The 18,829-nt window shown below is 30.9% G+C and carries 15 protein-coding genes; 4 read left to right on the top strand and 11 right to left on the bottom strand.

The window, feature by feature from the left end; all coding sequences use genetic code 11:
• Window positions 1–36: 36 nt before the first annotated feature.
• The 3 genes from BEE63_RS12150 to BEE63_RS12140 form a co-directional block, all read right to left on the bottom strand.
• Window positions 37–666 carry an O-methyltransferase gene (locus tag BEE63_RS12150; protein ID WP_066021645.1) on the bottom strand — a complete coding sequence of 210 codons (630 nt, stop codon included), beginning with the start codon at window positions 664–666 and terminating at the stop codon, window positions 37–39.
• Window positions 667–697: 31 nt separating this feature from the next.
• The gene (locus BEE63_RS12145; protein WP_066021644.1) at window positions 698–1,162 is read right to left on the bottom strand and encodes a MarR family winged helix-turn-helix transcriptional regulator; all 465 of its coding nucleotides are present in this window, start codon (window positions 1,160–1,162) and stop codon (window positions 698–700) included.
• A gap of 73 nt (window positions 1,163–1,235) precedes the next feature.
• Window positions 1,236–2,315, bottom strand: coding sequence for a hypothetical protein (locus BEE63_RS12140; protein ID WP_066021643.1), 1,080 nt, complete (start codon window positions 2,313–2,315; stop codon window positions 1,236–1,238).
• A gap of 141 nt (window positions 2,316–2,456) precedes the next feature.
• Between BEE63_RS12140 and BEE63_RS12135 the strand changes: the two genes are divergently transcribed.
• Both BEE63_RS12135 and BEE63_RS12130 read left to right on the top strand, forming a co-directional pair.
• Window positions 2,457–3,494, top strand: coding sequence for a YkvI family membrane protein (locus BEE63_RS12135; RefSeq protein WP_100369883.1), 1,038 nt, complete (start codon window positions 2,457–2,459; stop codon window positions 3,492–3,494).
• Between the two features lie 16 nt (window positions 3,495–3,510).
• Window positions 3,511–4,407, top strand: coding sequence for a radical SAM protein (locus BEE63_RS12130; protein ID WP_066021641.1), 897 nt, complete (start codon window positions 3,511–3,513; stop codon window positions 4,405–4,407).
• 228 nt (window positions 4,408–4,635) lie between these two features.
• On the opposite strand, the gene BEE63_RS12125 is transcribed toward BEE63_RS12130, so the two are convergent.
• The 4 genes from BEE63_RS12125 to BEE63_RS12110 all read right to left on the bottom strand — a co-directional run bounded on the left by BEE63_RS12125 (window position 4,636) and on the right by BEE63_RS12110 (window position 12,587).
• Window positions 4,636–5,514: a C39 family peptidase gene (locus BEE63_RS12125; protein WP_066021640.1), complete on the bottom strand. Its 879-nt coding sequence runs from the start codon at window positions 5,512–5,514 to the stop codon at window positions 4,636–4,638.
• Between the two features lie 292 nt (window positions 5,515–5,806).
• Window positions 5,807–7,606, bottom strand: a complete 1,800-nt coding sequence (locus BEE63_RS12120; RefSeq protein ID WP_066021639.1) for a heme NO-binding domain-containing protein — start codon at window positions 7,604–7,606, stop codon at window positions 5,807–5,809.
• 94 nt (window positions 7,607–7,700) lie between these two features.
• Window positions 7,701–9,029 carry a peptidoglycan-binding domain-containing protein gene (locus BEE63_RS12115; RefSeq protein WP_066021638.1) on the bottom strand — a complete coding sequence of 443 codons (1,329 nt, stop codon included), beginning with the start codon at window positions 9,027–9,029 and terminating at the stop codon, window positions 7,701–7,703.
• A 66-nt stretch (window positions 9,030–9,095) separates the two neighbouring features.
• Entirely contained in the window at window positions 9,096–12,587 is a 3,492-nt protein-coding gene (locus BEE63_RS12110; protein WP_175400890.1) for a S8 family peptidase, read from the bottom strand.
• 163 nt (window positions 12,588–12,750) lie between these two features.
• On the opposite strand from BEE63_RS12110, the gene BEE63_RS12105 reads away from it, so the two are divergent.
• The gene (locus BEE63_RS12105; protein ID WP_066021637.1) at window positions 12,751–13,167 is read left to right on the top strand and encodes a pyridoxamine 5'-phosphate oxidase family protein; all 417 of its coding nucleotides are present in this window, start codon (window positions 12,751–12,753) and stop codon (window positions 13,165–13,167) included.
• Window positions 13,168–13,253: 86 nt separating this feature from the next.
• On the opposite strand, the gene BEE63_RS12100 is transcribed toward BEE63_RS12105, so the two are convergent.
• From BEE63_RS12100 to murI, 4 genes are all read right to left on the bottom strand, one after another.
• Window positions 13,254–13,922: a S24 family peptidase gene (locus tag BEE63_RS12100; RefSeq protein WP_066021636.1), complete on the bottom strand. Its 669-nt coding sequence runs from the start codon at window positions 13,920–13,922 to the stop codon at window positions 13,254–13,256.
• Window positions 13,923–14,549: 627 nt separating this feature from the next.
• Entirely contained in the window at window positions 14,550–14,924 is a 375-nt protein-coding gene (locus tag BEE63_RS12095; RefSeq protein WP_066021635.1) for a DUF3783 domain-containing protein, read from the bottom strand.
• 42 nt (window positions 14,925–14,966) lie between these two features.
• Complete coding sequence (locus BEE63_RS12090) at window positions 14,967–15,419, bottom strand: hypothetical protein (protein ID WP_066021634.1); 453 nt, start codon at window positions 15,417–15,419, stop codon at window positions 14,967–14,969.
• Between the two features lie 144 nt (window positions 15,420–15,563).
• The gene (gene murI, locus BEE63_RS12085; RefSeq protein WP_066021633.1) at window positions 15,564–16,340 is read right to left on the bottom strand and encodes a glutamate racemase; all 777 of its coding nucleotides are present in this window, start codon (window positions 16,338–16,340) and stop codon (window positions 15,564–15,566) included.
• 258 nt (window positions 16,341–16,598) lie between these two features.
• Between murI and BEE63_RS12080 the strand changes: the two genes are divergently transcribed.
• A complete protein-coding gene (locus BEE63_RS12080; protein WP_081312537.1) occupies window positions 16,599–18,098 on the top strand; it encodes a DUF3369 domain-containing protein in 1,500 nt (499 codons plus the stop codon).
• Window positions 18,099–18,829: the final 731 nt, after the last annotated feature.

Here is an 18,829-nt window from a genome sequence, read left to right as displayed (position 1 = left end):
CTCTGAGTATCACCCAAATTTATACATCTCCTAGTATTATTTTTTAACAGCTGCTATTATTCCATCACCTATGGGCAATAAAGTACTGTAAACCTCATCGCTATCAGCTACTAATTTATTAAACTCTTTCATAGGTTCTGTTAAATTTTTCCATTTTTCGTCTAAATCAAGTACCGGAAATAATGCATCATCAGCTATTAGAATTCCACCTTTTTTTAAAATTCTAACACAACTTTCAAAAAGTACGGGATATAATCTTTTATCTACATCCTGAAATATCAAGTCGTACTCTTCATGAAGCTCTGGAATTATTTTTAAAGCATCTCCAAATTTTAATTCTATGCACTGAGAAACACCTGCATTTTTAAAATTTAGCTTAGCCTGCTCAGCAACTTTTTCATCATACTCTATAGTAGTTATCTTTCCACCGTACTCATTTACCATTTCAGCCATAGATGTAGTTGAATATCCTATACTTGTTCCTATTTCAAGTATTCGCTTAGGCCTTAAAGCCGTGATTATTAATTTTAAAAATCTAGCAGTATCGTCATCTATAACTGGTATAAATTTCTTGAGTTTAGTTTTACTTATAAATTCTTCTTTAGTTATTTTATCCTGATTCTTATATAAATCCTCAATGTACAAGTTAGCTTTATCAAAATCCATTTTTAATTTTCCTCTTTTCTAAAATTATTTTTTAATTTATCTTATTCATTTGTTTTATCAAGATATTTAAGCAATTTAGTAAATTATCAATATCTTTGTCCTCCATGCATCCCAATGAATCAAATAAAAATTTGCTATTTGCTTCTTTATCCATCTCTTCAATAAGTTCTCTTCCCTTATCAGTTAAATACACCCTGCTTATTCTTCTATCCTGCTTGTCTCTTTTTCGTTCTACAAGACCTTTATTTTCAAGTCTTGTTATCCTTTCTGATACTGTGTTCTGTGAATTGTTAATATTTTTTGCTATCTCCCCTACAGTAGGTGCCGCCTTACTATCTTCTACATCAAGCATAAGCTCATCTAATTCTATGAGAAGATGAAATTGCTCAAGGCTCAAGTCATATTTTTTGGTCAAACTATGATATTTTTCATGTATAAGTGAATTTATTTTATCTCTGCATTTTATTATATTTTTTATCTTATCTTCTCTACTCATATTATCCTCCAAAAATAAATCGTGCAACGATATAATCGCCACACGATTTATTTTACTCTTCTAATCTAAATTGTCAATCTTTATATTTAGTTATTTTATAACTCTTTAAATTCCATTCCCATTTTCCAACATTCTTTTTAACCTCAGCATCATCTTTATAATTATCCTTTGCCGCGCTTTCAAATATCAAATACTTATCGTCAAACCTCACAAGCTTTAAGTCAAATTTATCTTGTGGGAATTTTTTATCAATGCTTTTTGATAAAACTTTACCTGCGCCTGCATCATACACCTGTATATGCATAGTTGCATTTTGATTATACTGAACAGCAACCATATCATCAGACTTTGAAAATATCATATTAACTATTTGAGAATCTTTATATACATCTACAGGGCTAAGAGATTTTGCTGCTACCTTAAAAGGCTGACTTTCATCCTCTAAACTTTGATCACTTTGATTTTGAGAACCGTTTTGACCGCCACTTTCCTGCTCTTCAAGATCTGTTATTTGACATATACCAACAAATGGATTAGGACCTGCTGTAGAAATAATGACCGTATCACCAAAATTTGATAAGGTTAAATAACTAAAGGTATCTTTAGAAACTCTTAGCTTATCTACTTTTAAATCATCTTTCTTAGAAAAAGCATACTCCGGTATACCTCTCAAATTGATAAGTATATTGCTCTTAGCTTCATCTTTAATCTTTACCATTAAATTTCTTTTATATTGAAATACTTCTTTATCCAAACTGCTGTCTATTTTATCTATAACATACTTTCCCTTATCCTTTTTAATCTTAAAAGTATAATCATCTACACTGGTATAGGGTGAATGTTCATCAGCACTTACAACATTTACTTCTATATCTGCTGTAGTTCCCATTTCTCGAGTATTTATTACCTTATAGGATGACACCTTAAGATAATGCGTATTTACACTTTGAGCCTTCTTTTTAAGACCTTTGCTATACATACGATTCATAGCTGAAGTATCGTTACTCATATAGCTATTCATATATGCTTCAACCGTTTTAATTGCACTATTAATTTTAAACTCATTTATATTTTGTAATTTTTTATTTTTCTTGCATCCCACCATAGTAAATACAAGCAAAAAAACACAAATATAGCTGAAGAATTTTTTCATGAGTAATTCCCCCAATATATCATTTGTAATTATAGTTTGCTCAAAATTCATAAACATAATCACTATTTTTATAAAAATGTACTATAATAAAAAAATTTTAATTATATATAAAACAGTACATAAATGTGTAAGGAGGATTTTATGAAAAAAAATTTTAAAATTATCTCTACCGTTGCGGGGATTTTTATAGGTACAGTAGTTGGCGCTGGTTTAGCCTCCGGTCAGGAAATATTTCAGTTTTTTTCATCTTATGGTTACAAGAGTTTTTTAGGTTTAATATTTTGCGCCATAATATACATAACAATTGGATTTATAATAATAAAACTGAGTATGAAGTTTAATCTTCATTCTTATAAAGATATAATCTCCCTAACAAGCCCTGGAGTTTTAGGAAAAATAATAAATATTATGACTAGCTTTTTTATGATAAGCAGCTGTTCAATTATTTTAGCTGGAAGTGGGGCTCTTTTTAATCAGTACTTTAATATTCCCAAATGGCTTGGAATTATGTTTACACTTTTAGTATCCTTAATAATAACTCTCAAAAACACCGATGGGTTAATAAAAATAAATTCAGTTATAGTTCCCATGCTTATTTTAACTATAGTAACTACATTTACACTTTATCTGATGCTCCCAAGAAATTTTTTGTACAACCCTGTTCCCATAAAAAAAGGCTCCTATATATTATCAAGTATATTGTATGGAGGTTTTAACATATTATGCTGCTCAGGAGTTCTTGTACCCTTAAGTTCTGAAAACAACATAAGCTTTAAAAATTTATTTTTAGGTGTATTTATAGGTTCAATCGTACTAACAGTTATTTCTGCTATGATAAATTTTTTACTTATTTCAAATATCCCATTTATATTTAAATATGAAATACCTTTGCTTTACGTGGCAAGCAGTTTAAGCAAATCAATACAATTTGCCCTGCTTCTAATAATATGGTGTGAAATGCTCTCAACTGAGGTTTCAGACATATACAGTATAGGAAAAGCCCTTGAAAGCACATTTAATCTTTCTTATATTAAGTCAACAATTTTGATGTCAATAATAGTTATTCCCGTATCTCAAATAGGCTTTAAAAATTTAATAACATTTCTATATCCAGCCTTCGGATTCATAAGTATAATATTTATGGTACAATGTATTTGTTTCTATATAAAAAATAGATAAGGAAGTGCTTAAAAAAATGAATCCGCTTGAAAACTGCAAGCTCTGTCCAAGACAATGCAGTATAAATAGATTAGAAAACGAAAAGGGCTTTTGTAAATCCGGCAGCAGCGTAAAAATAGCAAGAGTCTCCCTACACAATTGGGAGGAACCATGTATCTCAGGAAAAGACGGCTCTGGAACCATATTTTTTTCTGGCTGCACTCTAAAATGTGTCTTCTGCCAGAACCACGAAATAAGTCAGGAAGGCGTTGGAAAAGAAGTTTCCATAGAAAGGCTAAGTGAAATATTCTTAGAGCAACAAGAGCGAGGTGCTAACAACATAAATCTCGTAACTCCAACCCATTATGTACCTCAAATAATAGAAGCCATTAAGCTTTCAAAATCAAAAGGTCTTAGTCTTCCAATTTTGTATAACTCAAATGGCTACGTACCTCTAGAAACCCTTAAACTTTTAAATGGATACATAGATGTATATTTGCCTGACCTTAAATACTTTAACGACAAATACGCAATAAAATACTCAAAAGCTCCAAATTATTTTAAGGTAGCTTCAACTGCAATAAGGGAAATGGTAAGACAGGTTGGTGAGCCTAAATTTGATTATAATGGTTTAATTAAAAAGGGCGTTATAATAAGGCATCTAATGCTGCCAGGGCTTTTATTTGATTCAAAAAAAGTAATGGATTATATATTTAATACTTTCGGTAATTCAGTTTACGTAAGCATAATGAACCAATACACTCCTACTTTTAATGCTAAAGAATATCCTGAAATAAACAAACCTTTAAATCCAAAGCATTATGATGCACTCATAGATTACAGTTTATCTATAGGCATAGAGAATGGATTTATACAAGATTCCGGAACAAACTCTGAAAGCTTTATACCGGAATTTGATTTGAGGAATTGCTAAAATAAAATGTTGATATACTTATCAGGTGAGAAGTTTACCTATGGCAAAATAAAACTGTTACTTTGAACTAATTATTTCTTCTTTCTCGGTTTTGTTTCTGGCAGTTCTTTGTAAGCAGCATTTACAATTTGCCTTAGGTACTCTCTGTCATCTAAAATTTCAATTAGAAAATATGGTTTTACCCCTTCATAGGGGGGGCTGCTTCTATAACTTCATGCAATAATTTTTCTACTTACCATATCCTACTTTTATTTTGCTAAGTCTTGTCTCTGCATTAGCTTTATTTTGCATCATATTATTGTTTTCAATAAAACTGTTTCTTGATGATGCAGTATTGTTGTTAACTACTATTAAGTAATTCCACCAATTACTTATACCATTCATTAACTCGTTGTCGGCATAATATCTGTCCTGTCCTTTTGGCTGACCATCACTATAAGTTTCATCCCAGTTGTTAGGATCATATGTTTCAAAATATGTCTTACCATCCACTACTATGTATCCTTTTACAACAATGAAATGTCCTCCTTCGTAATCATAAAATCTTCCCACTCTTTGTTGTGGGTTATCATTATAACTAAGATAGCTTGTATCTATACATAATATAACTATATTCCCACGTTTTAATGTACTTTTTAAAAGATTTTCTCCACTATTTTCTATCACAGAATATTTAGCATTATTTAAACTAAGATAATTTGTTACATCAGTGGTTCTCCACCATCCACCACCTTCAAGATAAGTATTTCTTGCATCTTCAGCTGTTTTTGAAAAATTACTGTTATACCATTTTAAAGCCATTGTGGTACTTGATGGACCGCAGTTATTATTTGAGTAAGCACCTGTATTTCCTTGATCAATATACCAAGAATATGGTTTATTATTAGATATATGTTCACTTTCATATTCTCCTAATCCCCATTTTTCAAGAGTAGACCTTGGAATAGTTGTCCCTGCTTTTGATTTTGCTAGCTGAGTGACATTATAAGATTTATTACTAGATATGTTTTTTGCATATACTGAATTATCTGCTAAGACAGACGTATTTGCTAAAAATGTAGCTGATGCAACTAGTGCAACTAATGATTTCAAAAAATTTTTTTTCATATTATTAACCTCTCATATAATAAATTTATACTTCTAAAAAATTTTGATAAGCTAAACCAAACACTTCTTTAGCTTTATCGCTTATAGTAATAACATGTTTTATACTATATGAGAATATTTAACATAAAGTTTACAAAATATTGTATGTACTTCATAAAAATTTATTTATTACTAATTTTATTGAAATACTTATGTATTTTTGAAGCATTGCTGATATTTATTATAGCAAAAGGCACCAATGATTTTATTTATTATCATTGATGCCTTTGTCCGATATCTATATATTGTTATATTATATCTTATACTTATTCAAATCCGTCCTGAAGTTCTCTGCAATCTTTTCAAATTCCCTTATCTTCTTTGTTAAATCTTCTATTTCACCAGTATAACTAGTTACGCTGGCACTTACTTCTTCAGATGAAGCGGAATTTTCCTCTGCGATGGAAGCTAGTGTTTCCATCTTGTTGTATACTTGTGATATTGATTCAGCTTCTCTGTTTAATTCCTCAACAGTTTTTATCATAGCATCAGAAACAACCTTTGCTGAAGCATTTGCATCACGACTTAAATTTCTTACACTGCTTAAATTTGATATTTCACCCTCTAAAACTCCGTACTGAGTCTCTATTCTCATTACAAGGTCATTTATATTTACTACAAATTGCTCAAGATTAGTATTTATACTTTGAACAGCATTTTTAGTCTGCTCAGCTAATTTTTTTACTTCCTCAGCAACAACTGAAAATCCCTTGCCAGCTTCTCCAGCACGTGCTGCTTCGATTGAGGCATTTAATGCAAGCAAATTAGTTTGCTCTGAAATCTCCGAAACCATTGAAACTATACTAGTTATGTCCTTAGCCTGATTAGAAAGCTCTACGCCCTTATCCTTGACCTCTTTAAACTCATTTATACTATTTGTTATATTTCCACTTGTTGTATTTACACTTTCATAACTGTTATTTATTTTGCTTATTGTGTCTTCAAGTTGAACTTTATTTTGGTTTTCTATATCAACTACACGTTTTAAAGAATTTATATTGTCGTTAAGTACTGTTACACTGCTTTGAGTGTTATCAGCTTGACTTACAGCACCGTCGGCAACCTGTTCAACTACCTCAGATATTTCCTTTGAAGTACTGTCCATATCCTTGGTTATAACATTTATGCTTTGAACAAAAGTACCCATTTCATCAGTAAGGCCTTTAAAGCCAACAAAATCTTTGATTAAATTTTTTCTGTATTCTTTTAATTCATTATAAATTTCTTCCCAAAAATCTGAAGTTTCTATAGTTCCATCCTCTGAAAATTCATTACTTTTTAATGATGATATTTCTTTCTTTATAGTATTTAAAGGTCTCATTAATAGTTCTGATGCTATAAATGATGCTGCCGCTGGTATCACTGCACAAATTAATGCTTTTACTAAATTATTTACTCCAAGTATTGGCACTGAAGTAATTGCTGCAATAATAAAAACAAATATTGCAATTTTAACAGAAATATTTTTTATAAATCCTAAAGAAAGTATTTTATTTACCTTGAAGCTCTTTCTATAATATATGTCTTTATCAAAGGTAAATTTATATGAAACACTTTCATTTGTTTTTTCAACTTCACTCATGCCAAGATTTTCATGGAAAAAGTCAGCACTTCCCTTTATGAGTCCTTTTAAATAAGGAAACATTCCTCTCTTGGATTTATACGTAAAAATTGCCTCTCTATTAGATATTGGTTTTATTAATATAAGTGGAGGCTTGGCACCTGGAAACTTTTTGGTCATAACCACATGCACATCAAACATAGATTTAAAAAACGAATATAAGTTCTCATGTTCAAAAAATGCGGGAAAACTTTTATGGAAAGCATTTATATTATCCTCTCCTATTTTTTCCCAAATTATGTCTTTATCTTCCTTAACTGCACTCGATATATTTTCAATGAATTTATTTACCTTGTTATCATCAACATCTTCAAGTGGAGAAAATAACTTTTTTCTTCCGAATCCAGCTTTTTCAAGTGCATCTTCTACTACATCTTTTCCATACAGTCCTTTACATGTTTTTACCCATGTTCCTACTACCGTTCCTTTCATGCGTTCTTTCCCCTTTCATAGAAAAATATATTTCCTATGATAATTATACAATATAAATCCGTTTTTGTTAATAATAATTATTAATTAGATTGCATTAAATATAATTTTGTGGATAATTAATATATGGAACCGGCTTATCTGTGTACGCTATAGGTGGAAAAAATATTCCTTCATCTTCAGTGTAATCGTCCCTCAGTTCTCCTATCTTAGTTACTGCAACATATATGTCTGAAATTCTATACCAGGTAGCATAGTCCACATTTCCTATAGGTGGCATGTTAAATATCTTTTGAAATTGCAACACAGATTTTCTAGTTGCATCATTGTAAATGCTGGTTACTGCAACTTTAGGAATTGCAGGATAATCTACAGAAATTCTATTTAGGTAAGTTTGAATAGTTCTAACTGGATTTCCCGTAGAACCTACTTTTAAAACATATCCAGGATACGACATTGGTATACCTTTTACCTTTTGAGCTGTGGCAAATTGAACATCAGAGCCATAAAAATTTCTAATAATTTGAGGCGCATTTTTCCCCTGATCGCCAAGGTACTTACTTCCCCATTGAGTTAGCCATCCAGGGCAGCTTACATTTTTCCCATCACAAAATTGCGTTAAAAGCGGCTGTTTTCTACCTGGACGCTTAATGTATGTTGAAAATACATCATCAACTACGTTACTTATACTTTTATATATATTACGTCCATAATTAAATGCTTGATCAAAAGCTGTTGAATTTGTTATGGTAAAATCCTTTCCTTTTCCCCTATACCATTCTGTATAAACTCTATTGAGTACGAAAGAAACTATACATAAAACATTAGCTCTTATGGTGCTTTCAGGCCAAGTTGAGAATATTTCACATGAAGCTACGTTCTTTATATAATTAATAAATCTCACTGTATAATTTGGTGCTGCTGCATCCGGAGGACCCGCATGAACAACTATATATTGAGGCACCTGAGGTTCTGGCAAAACAACAAAGCCACTAGGCGGCGGTACCATTGGCTTTTCTGGATCTTCCGGTATTTTACGAGGATAATTTCCAACAAGCACATTTGGCCTTATCTCTATAATAACCTCCTGCCTTTCTCTAGCAGGTGGTAAATTACAATCCTGCATTGCCAAACTATTTGGCATTACCTGACAGCCTTTTATAAGCTTTGGGCTTAAACCTGAAGCTTCAACTCTTACATCATAAAGACCATAAGGAATTTGATTTGTTGGATTCATTGAATATTCAAGTGGCGGCGTATCAAGCTCTACTTCCTGTGTAAGACCTGAACTATCCGTTGAAACCACTATGCTTTTTTCATTTCCAGTGCCGGTACCACTTGATTTAGTTATGGTAACCTTTGATTTTTCTACCGGTATATAGTCATCTCCCTTAAAAACCTGCATTTGCAATCTACCTTTTGCCATAATAAACCCATCCTTAATTAAAATTATTCATTATACATTAATATTCAAATGCAGTAGATTCTATTACTACTTTTTATCCAAAAATTTTTTTATCTCATTAGGCACTCTTACAAAAACCCTGCTTTTCTTTTCACTTCTCATTCTTTCAAAGACACCATTTAAGTCAAGAAGACCATAACCAATTTCACGATTAGGATAAACCTCTCCTTCACGCCTTGCCGCCCCCCTTATAATATAAGTTTTTATTTTGGTTGAATACATTGTTTTATCATTTCCGTCAACAATTCCCCATTGAAGCATTAAGATAACTGCTCCTGCAAGAACAGCTGAAGCTGGGCTGCTCCCTGTCATTGTTGCAGTCTCTCCATTATTTCCTACAGTAGGTACCTCATATCCTCCTGCTCCCACTATAGGCGCTATTCTATCATCCCTCGTATAACCTCTACCAGAGCTTGCTATTAAAGTATTGTTATCCTGATTATAGTAACTACATACTATTGCGCTTTCACTGGTTGCGGGTACCGTAAGAGTTATATACTGAGAAGGATTTAAAAATTCCGTTCCTTCTTCCAAAAGAGCCCTTTGAGGCATCCAAGCATTGTATTGTCCATTAGATATATATTCACCAGTTAAAGTGAGCTTCCATACGCCTGGTTTTATATCCTGTATATATACGCTTATAAGTTCGTCCCCCGTAAGTTCCTCTGGAAAATTGTATTTCACATAAACCGTACTTTCTTCATAAACCAGTTTTGTAGTATATTGACCCTTGTATTTAACAGGAATCTTGTCTATGATTTCACCAGAAGGAGAAGTTAAGCTCAGGGAAACCCTATCCGGCTTGTTAAACCATATATTCATAGGGAGATTCTTTTGATTCTGTCCCGATTTAAATTCAATCACATTTACATCATTTGTACTTTTAAATATTCCCGAAGTATGAGTATTAGTATCGCCCTCATTGCCAGTACCACATACCACTGCAACTCCTCTTATCCTTGAAATCTGATCTATATACCTTTCCACAAGTGAATGTCCATCGTGACCACCCTCATTTGTTCCTAATGGAATATAGATGACTATTGGCATATTAACCTTATGAGCATAATCAAACAAATATTTTATTGCTTGAATTATAGCTACACTGGTAGTAGTAAAGCACTTTGGAGTATCCATTATTCCATAGCGGTTAAGCGAAATCTTTTTTGCTTTCGCAAGCTTAACTACCGCAAAAGTACAATCCGGTGCCGCTCCTACGTATTTACCACGTCCTCCTATTATGCTGGCGACCTTCGTACCATGACCATCTTCATCCCTAGAATTCACCTTGCTGTATGGGTCCCCTTTATTTTTACTTAGGGCAATTGCCTCATTTATCTCTGTTGATGAATATTCATGTCCATGACTTATTTCTTTATTCTTTGGATCATACACTCCAGTTTGATCCCATATAGTCATAATTCTGGTTGTATTGTCCTCATACATAAACTCGCTGTTTAAATAATCTATACCTGTATCTATAATACCTGCAATAACTCCCCTGCCTGTAAGTGTCAAATACGGATTATCATGAAATTTATTGATATTCGCAGTATCAAGCGGTGATAAAGCACACTGAGTATAAATTGCTGGCATCTCAACATAAAGTATTTGAGGAACAGCCTTTAAAAGATCCTCCTGCCTATTTCCCTGTACGCTCACAATATAGTAATTGTTTCCTATAGGAAATGCACAAGCATAGTCTAATTTTGAAATAGCATTAATAATATCGCTGTCTGCTTCAACTGTCATGTTCATGTAATCTTCTTTAAAATATATATTTTCGCATGACTTTTGAGTCTGCCTTAAAAGCTTTTTATTTCTTGTGATAATTAAGCTTAGAGTATCGTTTAAGCACACTGCACCATAGCCAAAAGTTGGATCAGGGTAAATAACATCCTCCCTATTTCGTTTTGCTCCCTTAAGCAAATAATACTTTAGTCTATCTCCATACATGTATAAATCGTTTCTAAGAACTATCCCCCACTGCATTAAAAGCGCACAAATACCAGATACAGTAGGTGCTGCCATTGATGTTCCAGAAAGGCTATCATAACCTCCACCAGGAACTGACGATTCTATATTTTCTCCCGGCGATACCACATCGGGTTTTATGGGATTTCCTGTTTCTCGTCCTCTTCCTGAAAAACTTGATATTGTCCCTGTAACATGATTATAACTTCCAACCGTCACCGCATCCTTTACTGTTCCCGGAATACCAAGAGTATCATAAACATTTGGTCTTAAGAATCTAGTCTTTGGATTAAGCCCCTCTGCTATAGGCATCCATATATCATAAACACCCTTAGTTTTAGATTTTTTAGTTATAGTTATCATCCAGATTCCTGAAACAAGAGCAGCCGAGTCAGATGTAAGGCTTATTAAAATTTCACCATTTAAGCTAAAGGGTTTTGGACCGCTGTAATATATAAAATACCTATCATTTTGTATACGCCCATTACTGTAACCTTCTTTTATATTAATTACCCCTGTGGACACATTAGCTGGATTTTTAATTTCTATACTTATATCCTCCGTAAAACTTTTGTACATCTGAAGAGTTATGATTTTCTCATCTTCACTTATATTCATAGATATAGTTTGAGTATCCTTTAATTCTGACCCCACATGATGTCCCCTATCTCCCTCATTTCCAGCTGAAATTACAAAATTTATTTTTTCAAGTAGACATATATTTTCTATATACTGCTCAAGAAGACTTGTTCCATCATGAGCTCCATCATTAGTACTGAAACTCAAGTTTATTACAAGAGGTACATTCATTGAATTGGCTCTATCTACTAAAAATTTTACCCCGCGCATAAGCTGTGTACTTTTCCCATAAACGGTCTTGCCCTCTCCTGTCATTTTAACCATTGCAATGCTGCTCTCATAAGCAGGTCCAAAATGTCTTCTGTCTATATTTCCGCCTCCGCAGGCTATTCCCGCAACATGTGTCCCATGTCCCAAATCATCTCTTTCTGGCACTACTGAAAATGGGTTATTAGACTTAATTGCTCTATTTATATCATTATTATTCCATACCTTGCCTCCAGAACTTAAATCATATATATACTGAATCCTGCTGGTACCATCTTTGTTCATAAAAGCTTGATGTGTATAATCAATACCTGAATCTATAAATCCAACTAATACTCCCTTACCAGAAAGCTTATATACATCCCAGGCACTTAAAACACAGCTTGCTTCATTAGCAGGAAGAAAATCAGCATAAAGATTTTTGGGCAGTTCTATATATTGAATTTGAGGTATGCTACCCAATTTATCAAGATTGTTTATTGATATTGTTACAATGCCGAAGCCAAAACCTAAATCTTCAAAAGTTCCTCCTAATTTATCCACAGAATTCTTTAAATTAACAGGGTTATCCACAAATTTTATCACAACTTCAACATTTTGAGCTGTACCAATAGCTTTGAGTGTTAATAACTTATCTTTCACATTTTGTGGGACATTAAAAAATAAACCTAAAAATGCATCACTCTTATCCGTAAAAATCCCTCCGAGAATAAATATATCAATAAAATATATGCTTATATATGTAATTAATGTTATATAAAAAAGTTAATATAAATTTATACATACACAAAAGTATTTCATATACACCTGGATATATTTCTGGTAAAATAAAAGAAAATTTATGCAGGAGGTATTTTAAATAATGAGAAATCCAGAGCAAACAATTGGCAATCTGATTGATAAAAGTAATATAACAATTATTAGTTATGTAGATAATGAAGGTTTTCCCATCAGTAAAGCAATGCTATCCCCGCGTGAACGTGAAGGAATTAAAACGTTTTGGTTTTCAACAAATACATCATCAAATAAAGTAAAATATTTTCGTGAAAACCCCAAGGCAAGTATATACTTTTTTAATAGACGTTTTTTTAGAGGAGTAAGCCTTGTTGGAATAATAGAAGTCATTGAAACACCAGAGGCTAAAGAAAAATTATGGCGTGATGGTGATACCGTGTACTATAAGCAAGGTGTGACTGATCCTGATTATTGTGTATTAAAATTCACAGCCAAAAAAGGTCGCTACTATAGTAGTCTCAAATCTGAGGATTTTGATATATAAATTTTAATATTACACTAATATCAAATATTCTTAAAACATAAAAAGGGAAGCCATACTTCAGCTTCCCCTAAAAACCACTTAATCTATTAAACATAAAATTCTATCTTAACTATCTTACCTATAATCTTTATGTCATTTGCCTGAACTGTTTGAGTCATTAAATTTCCATTATTGCTTATAAGTAATAGTTTGTTTCCGTCCAATCTTTTTATTTGTCTTAAAACTCTCAAGTTATTGTACTCAATAAGACAAATAGCATTATTCTCAATTTCTCCTGTCATATGTCCAAATGCTATATCGTCCTTCATTATTCTAAATCCTGTCATATCATTATTTTCAATTTTTATAAAGAAAACTTTGTCCTGATTAAATCCTTCAATTTTGTTATCCACAACAGGAAGAGATTTTTTAGAAATTACATTCTTAAATGAATAATCATACACAGGTACACTCTTTAAAATAGAACTAAATGCATCGGTCCAAACTGCATTTGTTTCCTTCTTCTTTAATGGAGTTTTAAAAGCATACTTAGACTCATTTGTTTCCTCTTCTTCATTTGCAATCATATTTATATCATTAATATCTTTACCAAATAATTTTTTTATTCTATGTATCATATTATCATTTATAACTTTTCTTCCACATTCAACTTCATTAATAAACTTCTCTGCTACCCCTAATTTTTTAGCAAACTGCTTTTGAGAAAGTTTAGCTTCTTCTCTGATTTTTCTAATTTTTTCTCCTGCTCTATTCATATAATACCATCCCTTTAAACTTATATTTTGCTATTAGGCCAACAGTAATAAAGGAACATTAAAAAAATTCTATAAATCTTATCGTAACTGGGGTTTGAGTCTTTAGACCCATTATCCTTCTTTATAAAATACAGGCCATCTTAATATTTACGACTAATAACTTTGATCTGAAAACTTATATAAACTTCTTATAAAGGGAGCTTGCCTGTTTAAAGTAAAGAAGGATAATTGGCAAAGTCCAAACCTCGTATATAATAATTTTACAATTTTTTCATCAAGATTTATTAGAGTTTTTTAAATCATTCCTCCATCACTGTTAATCCAATTTAGGAGTAAAAACAAGGAAAAAATTCCTCCGTTCCTACGAAATTTTAAATACGAACTGACTTGATTTTTAATATTTTTCGTAGCGGAACGTAGAAAAATTCACCTTGCTTCTACTCTATATGGGAAGTAACAATATTTTGAAAACAATTTAAACAAAATTCAATAAGTCTTGCTCCAAATTATAAAAAGACTTAGAAAGTTTAATTTGTTTGAGACTAGAGTCGAGTTATTAAAATTTCTTAGGATTTTTATAATTTGGGGCTTAGACTTATGAGTTTTATTTAATGTTTTAAAATATTGTTACTTCCCATTCTTTAGATACCATTCACGTTCTTTGTTTAATTCCTGGAGTAAATGCTTTACAGTCCAATTCATAGATGTAGGGGTTACCGATGCAAATATAGGTGAGCTTTTACCTATACCTCTTATAGCTTTTATAGCTGTCTCAACTTGTTTGTCTGTAAATTTATTAAACAAAACAAGCTTACATGCTGGCAATTCCTCATCATATGTTGAAACACTTAGACCCTTTATTATATCCCTGACTTTCATATTGCCCATATTTTTATTTATTGTTGAAAAACCAGGAAGTTTATTTTCACTTACAATCTTTTTTAATTCTTCAATTTCATTTTCCTCAAATCCATACACATACATTCTACTATTGTTCTTCATCGTATCCCCTTCTTTGCATAAGTTTTTACTTTAACAAAAATATCACCCTATAAAGTACTTTTGAAACTTCATATCTATTTCCAGTGATGACACATTTTCATTCAATTTTATAATCAAACATCCACCTGGCAAAACAATGTCAACATCACTTTTTAGTATATCAAAACTTTCATCTTCATCAGCTAGAATATTTCCGATTTGAAGAAACTCATCCATATCTTCTTTTAATATATAGTCCAAGTTAAAAATGCTTTCTCTATTGCTGCAAATCCTGCAATCATCCTTACCCATAAATACATCTACAGAATCTATTTTCCCATATAAATTTAATTTAATGCCATAAATAATATATATATTTCCACTATTTTTATGATTAGCAATAGTAATGCAGTTAGCAGGCTCATTCCATGAGAATTTAAGGTTTCTATCTTCAATGTCATTGTCATTTTTTAAATATTTATCCTTATCTACATTACTTAAAGTAAAAACTTTCATTTTACCACCTTATTTCACTAGTTTTTATGAAGATGCTCCTAATAAACTCACTATTAATTTATTCATCAAAAAAACATTATGTGAAATAAAATAGAAAGCAAAAATATATAAAATAATATTAATCAGTTAATTAAAAATATCACTCTACTTCAAATGTAAAAGCTTAAAACTTAAATCTATTATTTTGCTATCATCAAGAGAATTGAGCATTTTTACTTTTCCCTTTTCTTCATTTCTATTTAAAATATTATAAATCTTGAGTTTCCTCTTAAGTTGTAAAACAGTTCCCTCACTGCCATCAATTATAGGCACATCTTTTGGAACAAGTTTTGCAATTTCTTTTTTAACAAACGGGTAATGAGTACATCCAAGTACAAATGCTGATATATCATTTTCTAAATACTTTTGAAGTTTACTCATTAAATAATCTTGCATTTCTTTTCCCTCGACTATGCCATCTTCTATAAGCTCCACAAGACCTGGGCATGGAAGTTTTACTATCTCAGTTTCTTCAGCATATTTTTTCATGAGATTTTCAAACTTCTTTTCAGAAAGAGTCATTGGTGTTGCCATTATTATTATTTTGCCTTTTCTTTTTAATTCTACTGCTGGTTTAAGGGCAGGCTCTATCCCTATTATAGGAATACTCTTATATCTCTTTCTAAGTTCTTCTATTGCCGCACTAGTTGCTGTATTACAGGCCACAACAAGTGCTTTTATATTCATATTTAAAAGCTGTTCCACTACATTAAAAGTTAAATTTCTTACTTCTTGAACGTTTTTTATCCCATATGGTGCATTTTTTGAATCTCCATAGTAAATAAAATTCTCATGCGGCAGCTGTTTTAAGGCTTCTCTTAAAACACTTATTCCTCCAACACCAGAATCAATAACACCCACAGGATTATTTCTTATATCCACAAATACCACCTCTTATGTTCTATAATTATAATATCATAAATATTACAAATTTCTATAGTAAATAGGTTATAGATTTATTCCTCACTTCATTATTATTTTCAAATAGTTATATACTGTATTACATTTTATACCCCGTCTAACATTTAATTAAAATTATTTACTTTTTTTACATTAATATTTTTTAAAATTCCTTCTAATTTATTTACTTTTAGTCTATAATATAACATGTATTCAAATATATGGAGGATATTATGGCATATGTTAGAGAGATTAATATTTAAGATAATAATTTTAAGTAAACATAAATGTAATCATGACTTTTTAACTGAAATTTTATCTTCAATAAAAAGCAAAAATTCTTCTGTAAGTATCCTACATGCCTACTCAACAGAAGAATGTAAAATAATCATAAATAATAACAGCGATGCATCAGTATTATTTATAGACTCTGAAAACAATATAAATTCAATATCGGTAAAAAATGAATTATTAATAGTTAATTATATAAGAAAAGTTTTAAAAAACAAAAGTATCCAAATAATACTTAAAAACAAGTTTCTAGGTAATTACTCTCCTGATAAAATAATTATGAACTACGATATAAATGAGTTTCTCTACGATAAAAATCTTGATAGAGCTATGATTCTATCCTCGGTTATTTCTTCATTAAAATCCTTTGAAATTATTAAAGCTTCTGAAAATAGTAAAAGGGGATTAGAAGATGTAATTAAAAGTTCTTCTATTATCTTTGAAATTCACTCCATTGGCAAATTCTCCATAGGAGTTTTAAATCAATTATCCTCAATTATTAAATCATATAATAACCTTTCATCTTATAATGAATCCTGTTTTGTAGCTATCAAAAAGAATAATGCTTTTTACATATCACAAGGCAGAGGACGATTTTCTTCTGCTAATGGCAAAAATATAAAAAAAGTTGTTTCATTAGCAACATTACGAGAATTTAATATTGTAATTCATGCCAAAAAAAATAAATACTCAAGTGACCACTTTACCATATATTTTACTAATAATTTTAATTCAAGTATGATAATTTATTTTGAAAAGCTTAAAAACTTACCAAAATCATGTATAAATATCATAGAATTATTTTATAAAAATATGTCTATAGCCTTTGACAATATATGCCTTAATCTTGAACTGGAATCAACTCAAAAGGAAATAATACTAACTCTTGGAGAAATATCCGAAGCTAGATCCCATGAAACAGGTCATCACGTAAGAAGGGTTGCAGAATATTCTAATCTCTTGGCTTGTAAATACGGATTGCCTTCCAATGAAATTAAAATTTTAAAACTGGCATCACCTATGCATGATGTTGGAAAATTAGCAATACCTGATTCCATCTTAAATAAACCTGCTTCTCTCACAAGAGAAGAATTTGAAATAATGAAGACTCATTCTAAAATAGGCTATGATATGCTGAAATCCTCAAGCAGAAGGATTATGAAAAGCGCTGCAATAATAGCTCTAGAACATCATGAAAAATTTGATGGGACTGGCTATCCATATGGCCTTAAAGGTAATAGTATACATATATATGGCCGCATAACTGCTATAGCCGATGTCTTTGATGCTCTAGGGTCAAAGCGTGTATATAAAGATGCGTGGAGTCTGAATGAAATATTAATGCTTTTTAAAAAAGAAAGAGGACATCATTTTGATCCCATATTAATAGATATCTTTTTTGATAATCTAAATTCCATATTAAGCATAAAAAATACATTCTCAGACTGAATAAAATGAACTAACATTGATTTGTAACATTAAAAAAATTCTATAAATCTAAGTAAAAAAATCGTAAAATCCTAAGATATTTCAATAACTCGCTGAAAAAATGTTCAAACAAATTGAAATATCTAAGTATTTTACGATTTTTTTACCAAGATTTATTAGAGTTTTTTTAAATTGTTACTTCATCAATGTTAGTTCATTTTTGGAGTAAAACAAGGAAAAAATTCCTCCGTGCCTACGGAATTTTAGGCATAAATTGCATACATTCAATTAGCAAATAGCTTATTTACTGTGATATCTATATTATTTGATCTTTAAATAGTTTAATATATTAGTCATTATTAACAAAATCATACACGAGGCTTGGGCGAAGTCCATTATCCTTCTTAACTTTAAACAAGCAATCTCATATTATAAAGGATTTAGATAAGTTTTTTAATTAATAAATCAAAATTGTTAGCAGTAAACAATAAGATATCCTATATTTTATAAAGAAGGATAATGAACTAAAACCTAAGTCTTATGTATGCTGCCGATCATCACAAATTAATGATGACTAATACATTAATTTATTTAAAAGCCAAGAATTTAAAAAATTAAAAGCTTTCTGTAGCAAAGCGTAAGAAAGGTATCATTGCTTTACCCTCTAAGTGAAGTAACAGTGCTGAAGGAACGATTTAAAAAAATTCTAATAAATCTTGGTAAAAAAATTGCAAAATACTTAGATATTTCAA

The organism is Clostridium pasteurianum, from assembly GCF_001705235.1.
GTDB lineage: Bacteria > Bacillota > Clostridia > Clostridiales > Clostridiaceae > Clostridium_S > Clostridium_S pasteurianum_A.
The sequence above is the reverse complement of the archived record's forward strand: the minus strand, read 5'-3'. Positions and strand labels throughout refer to the sequence as shown.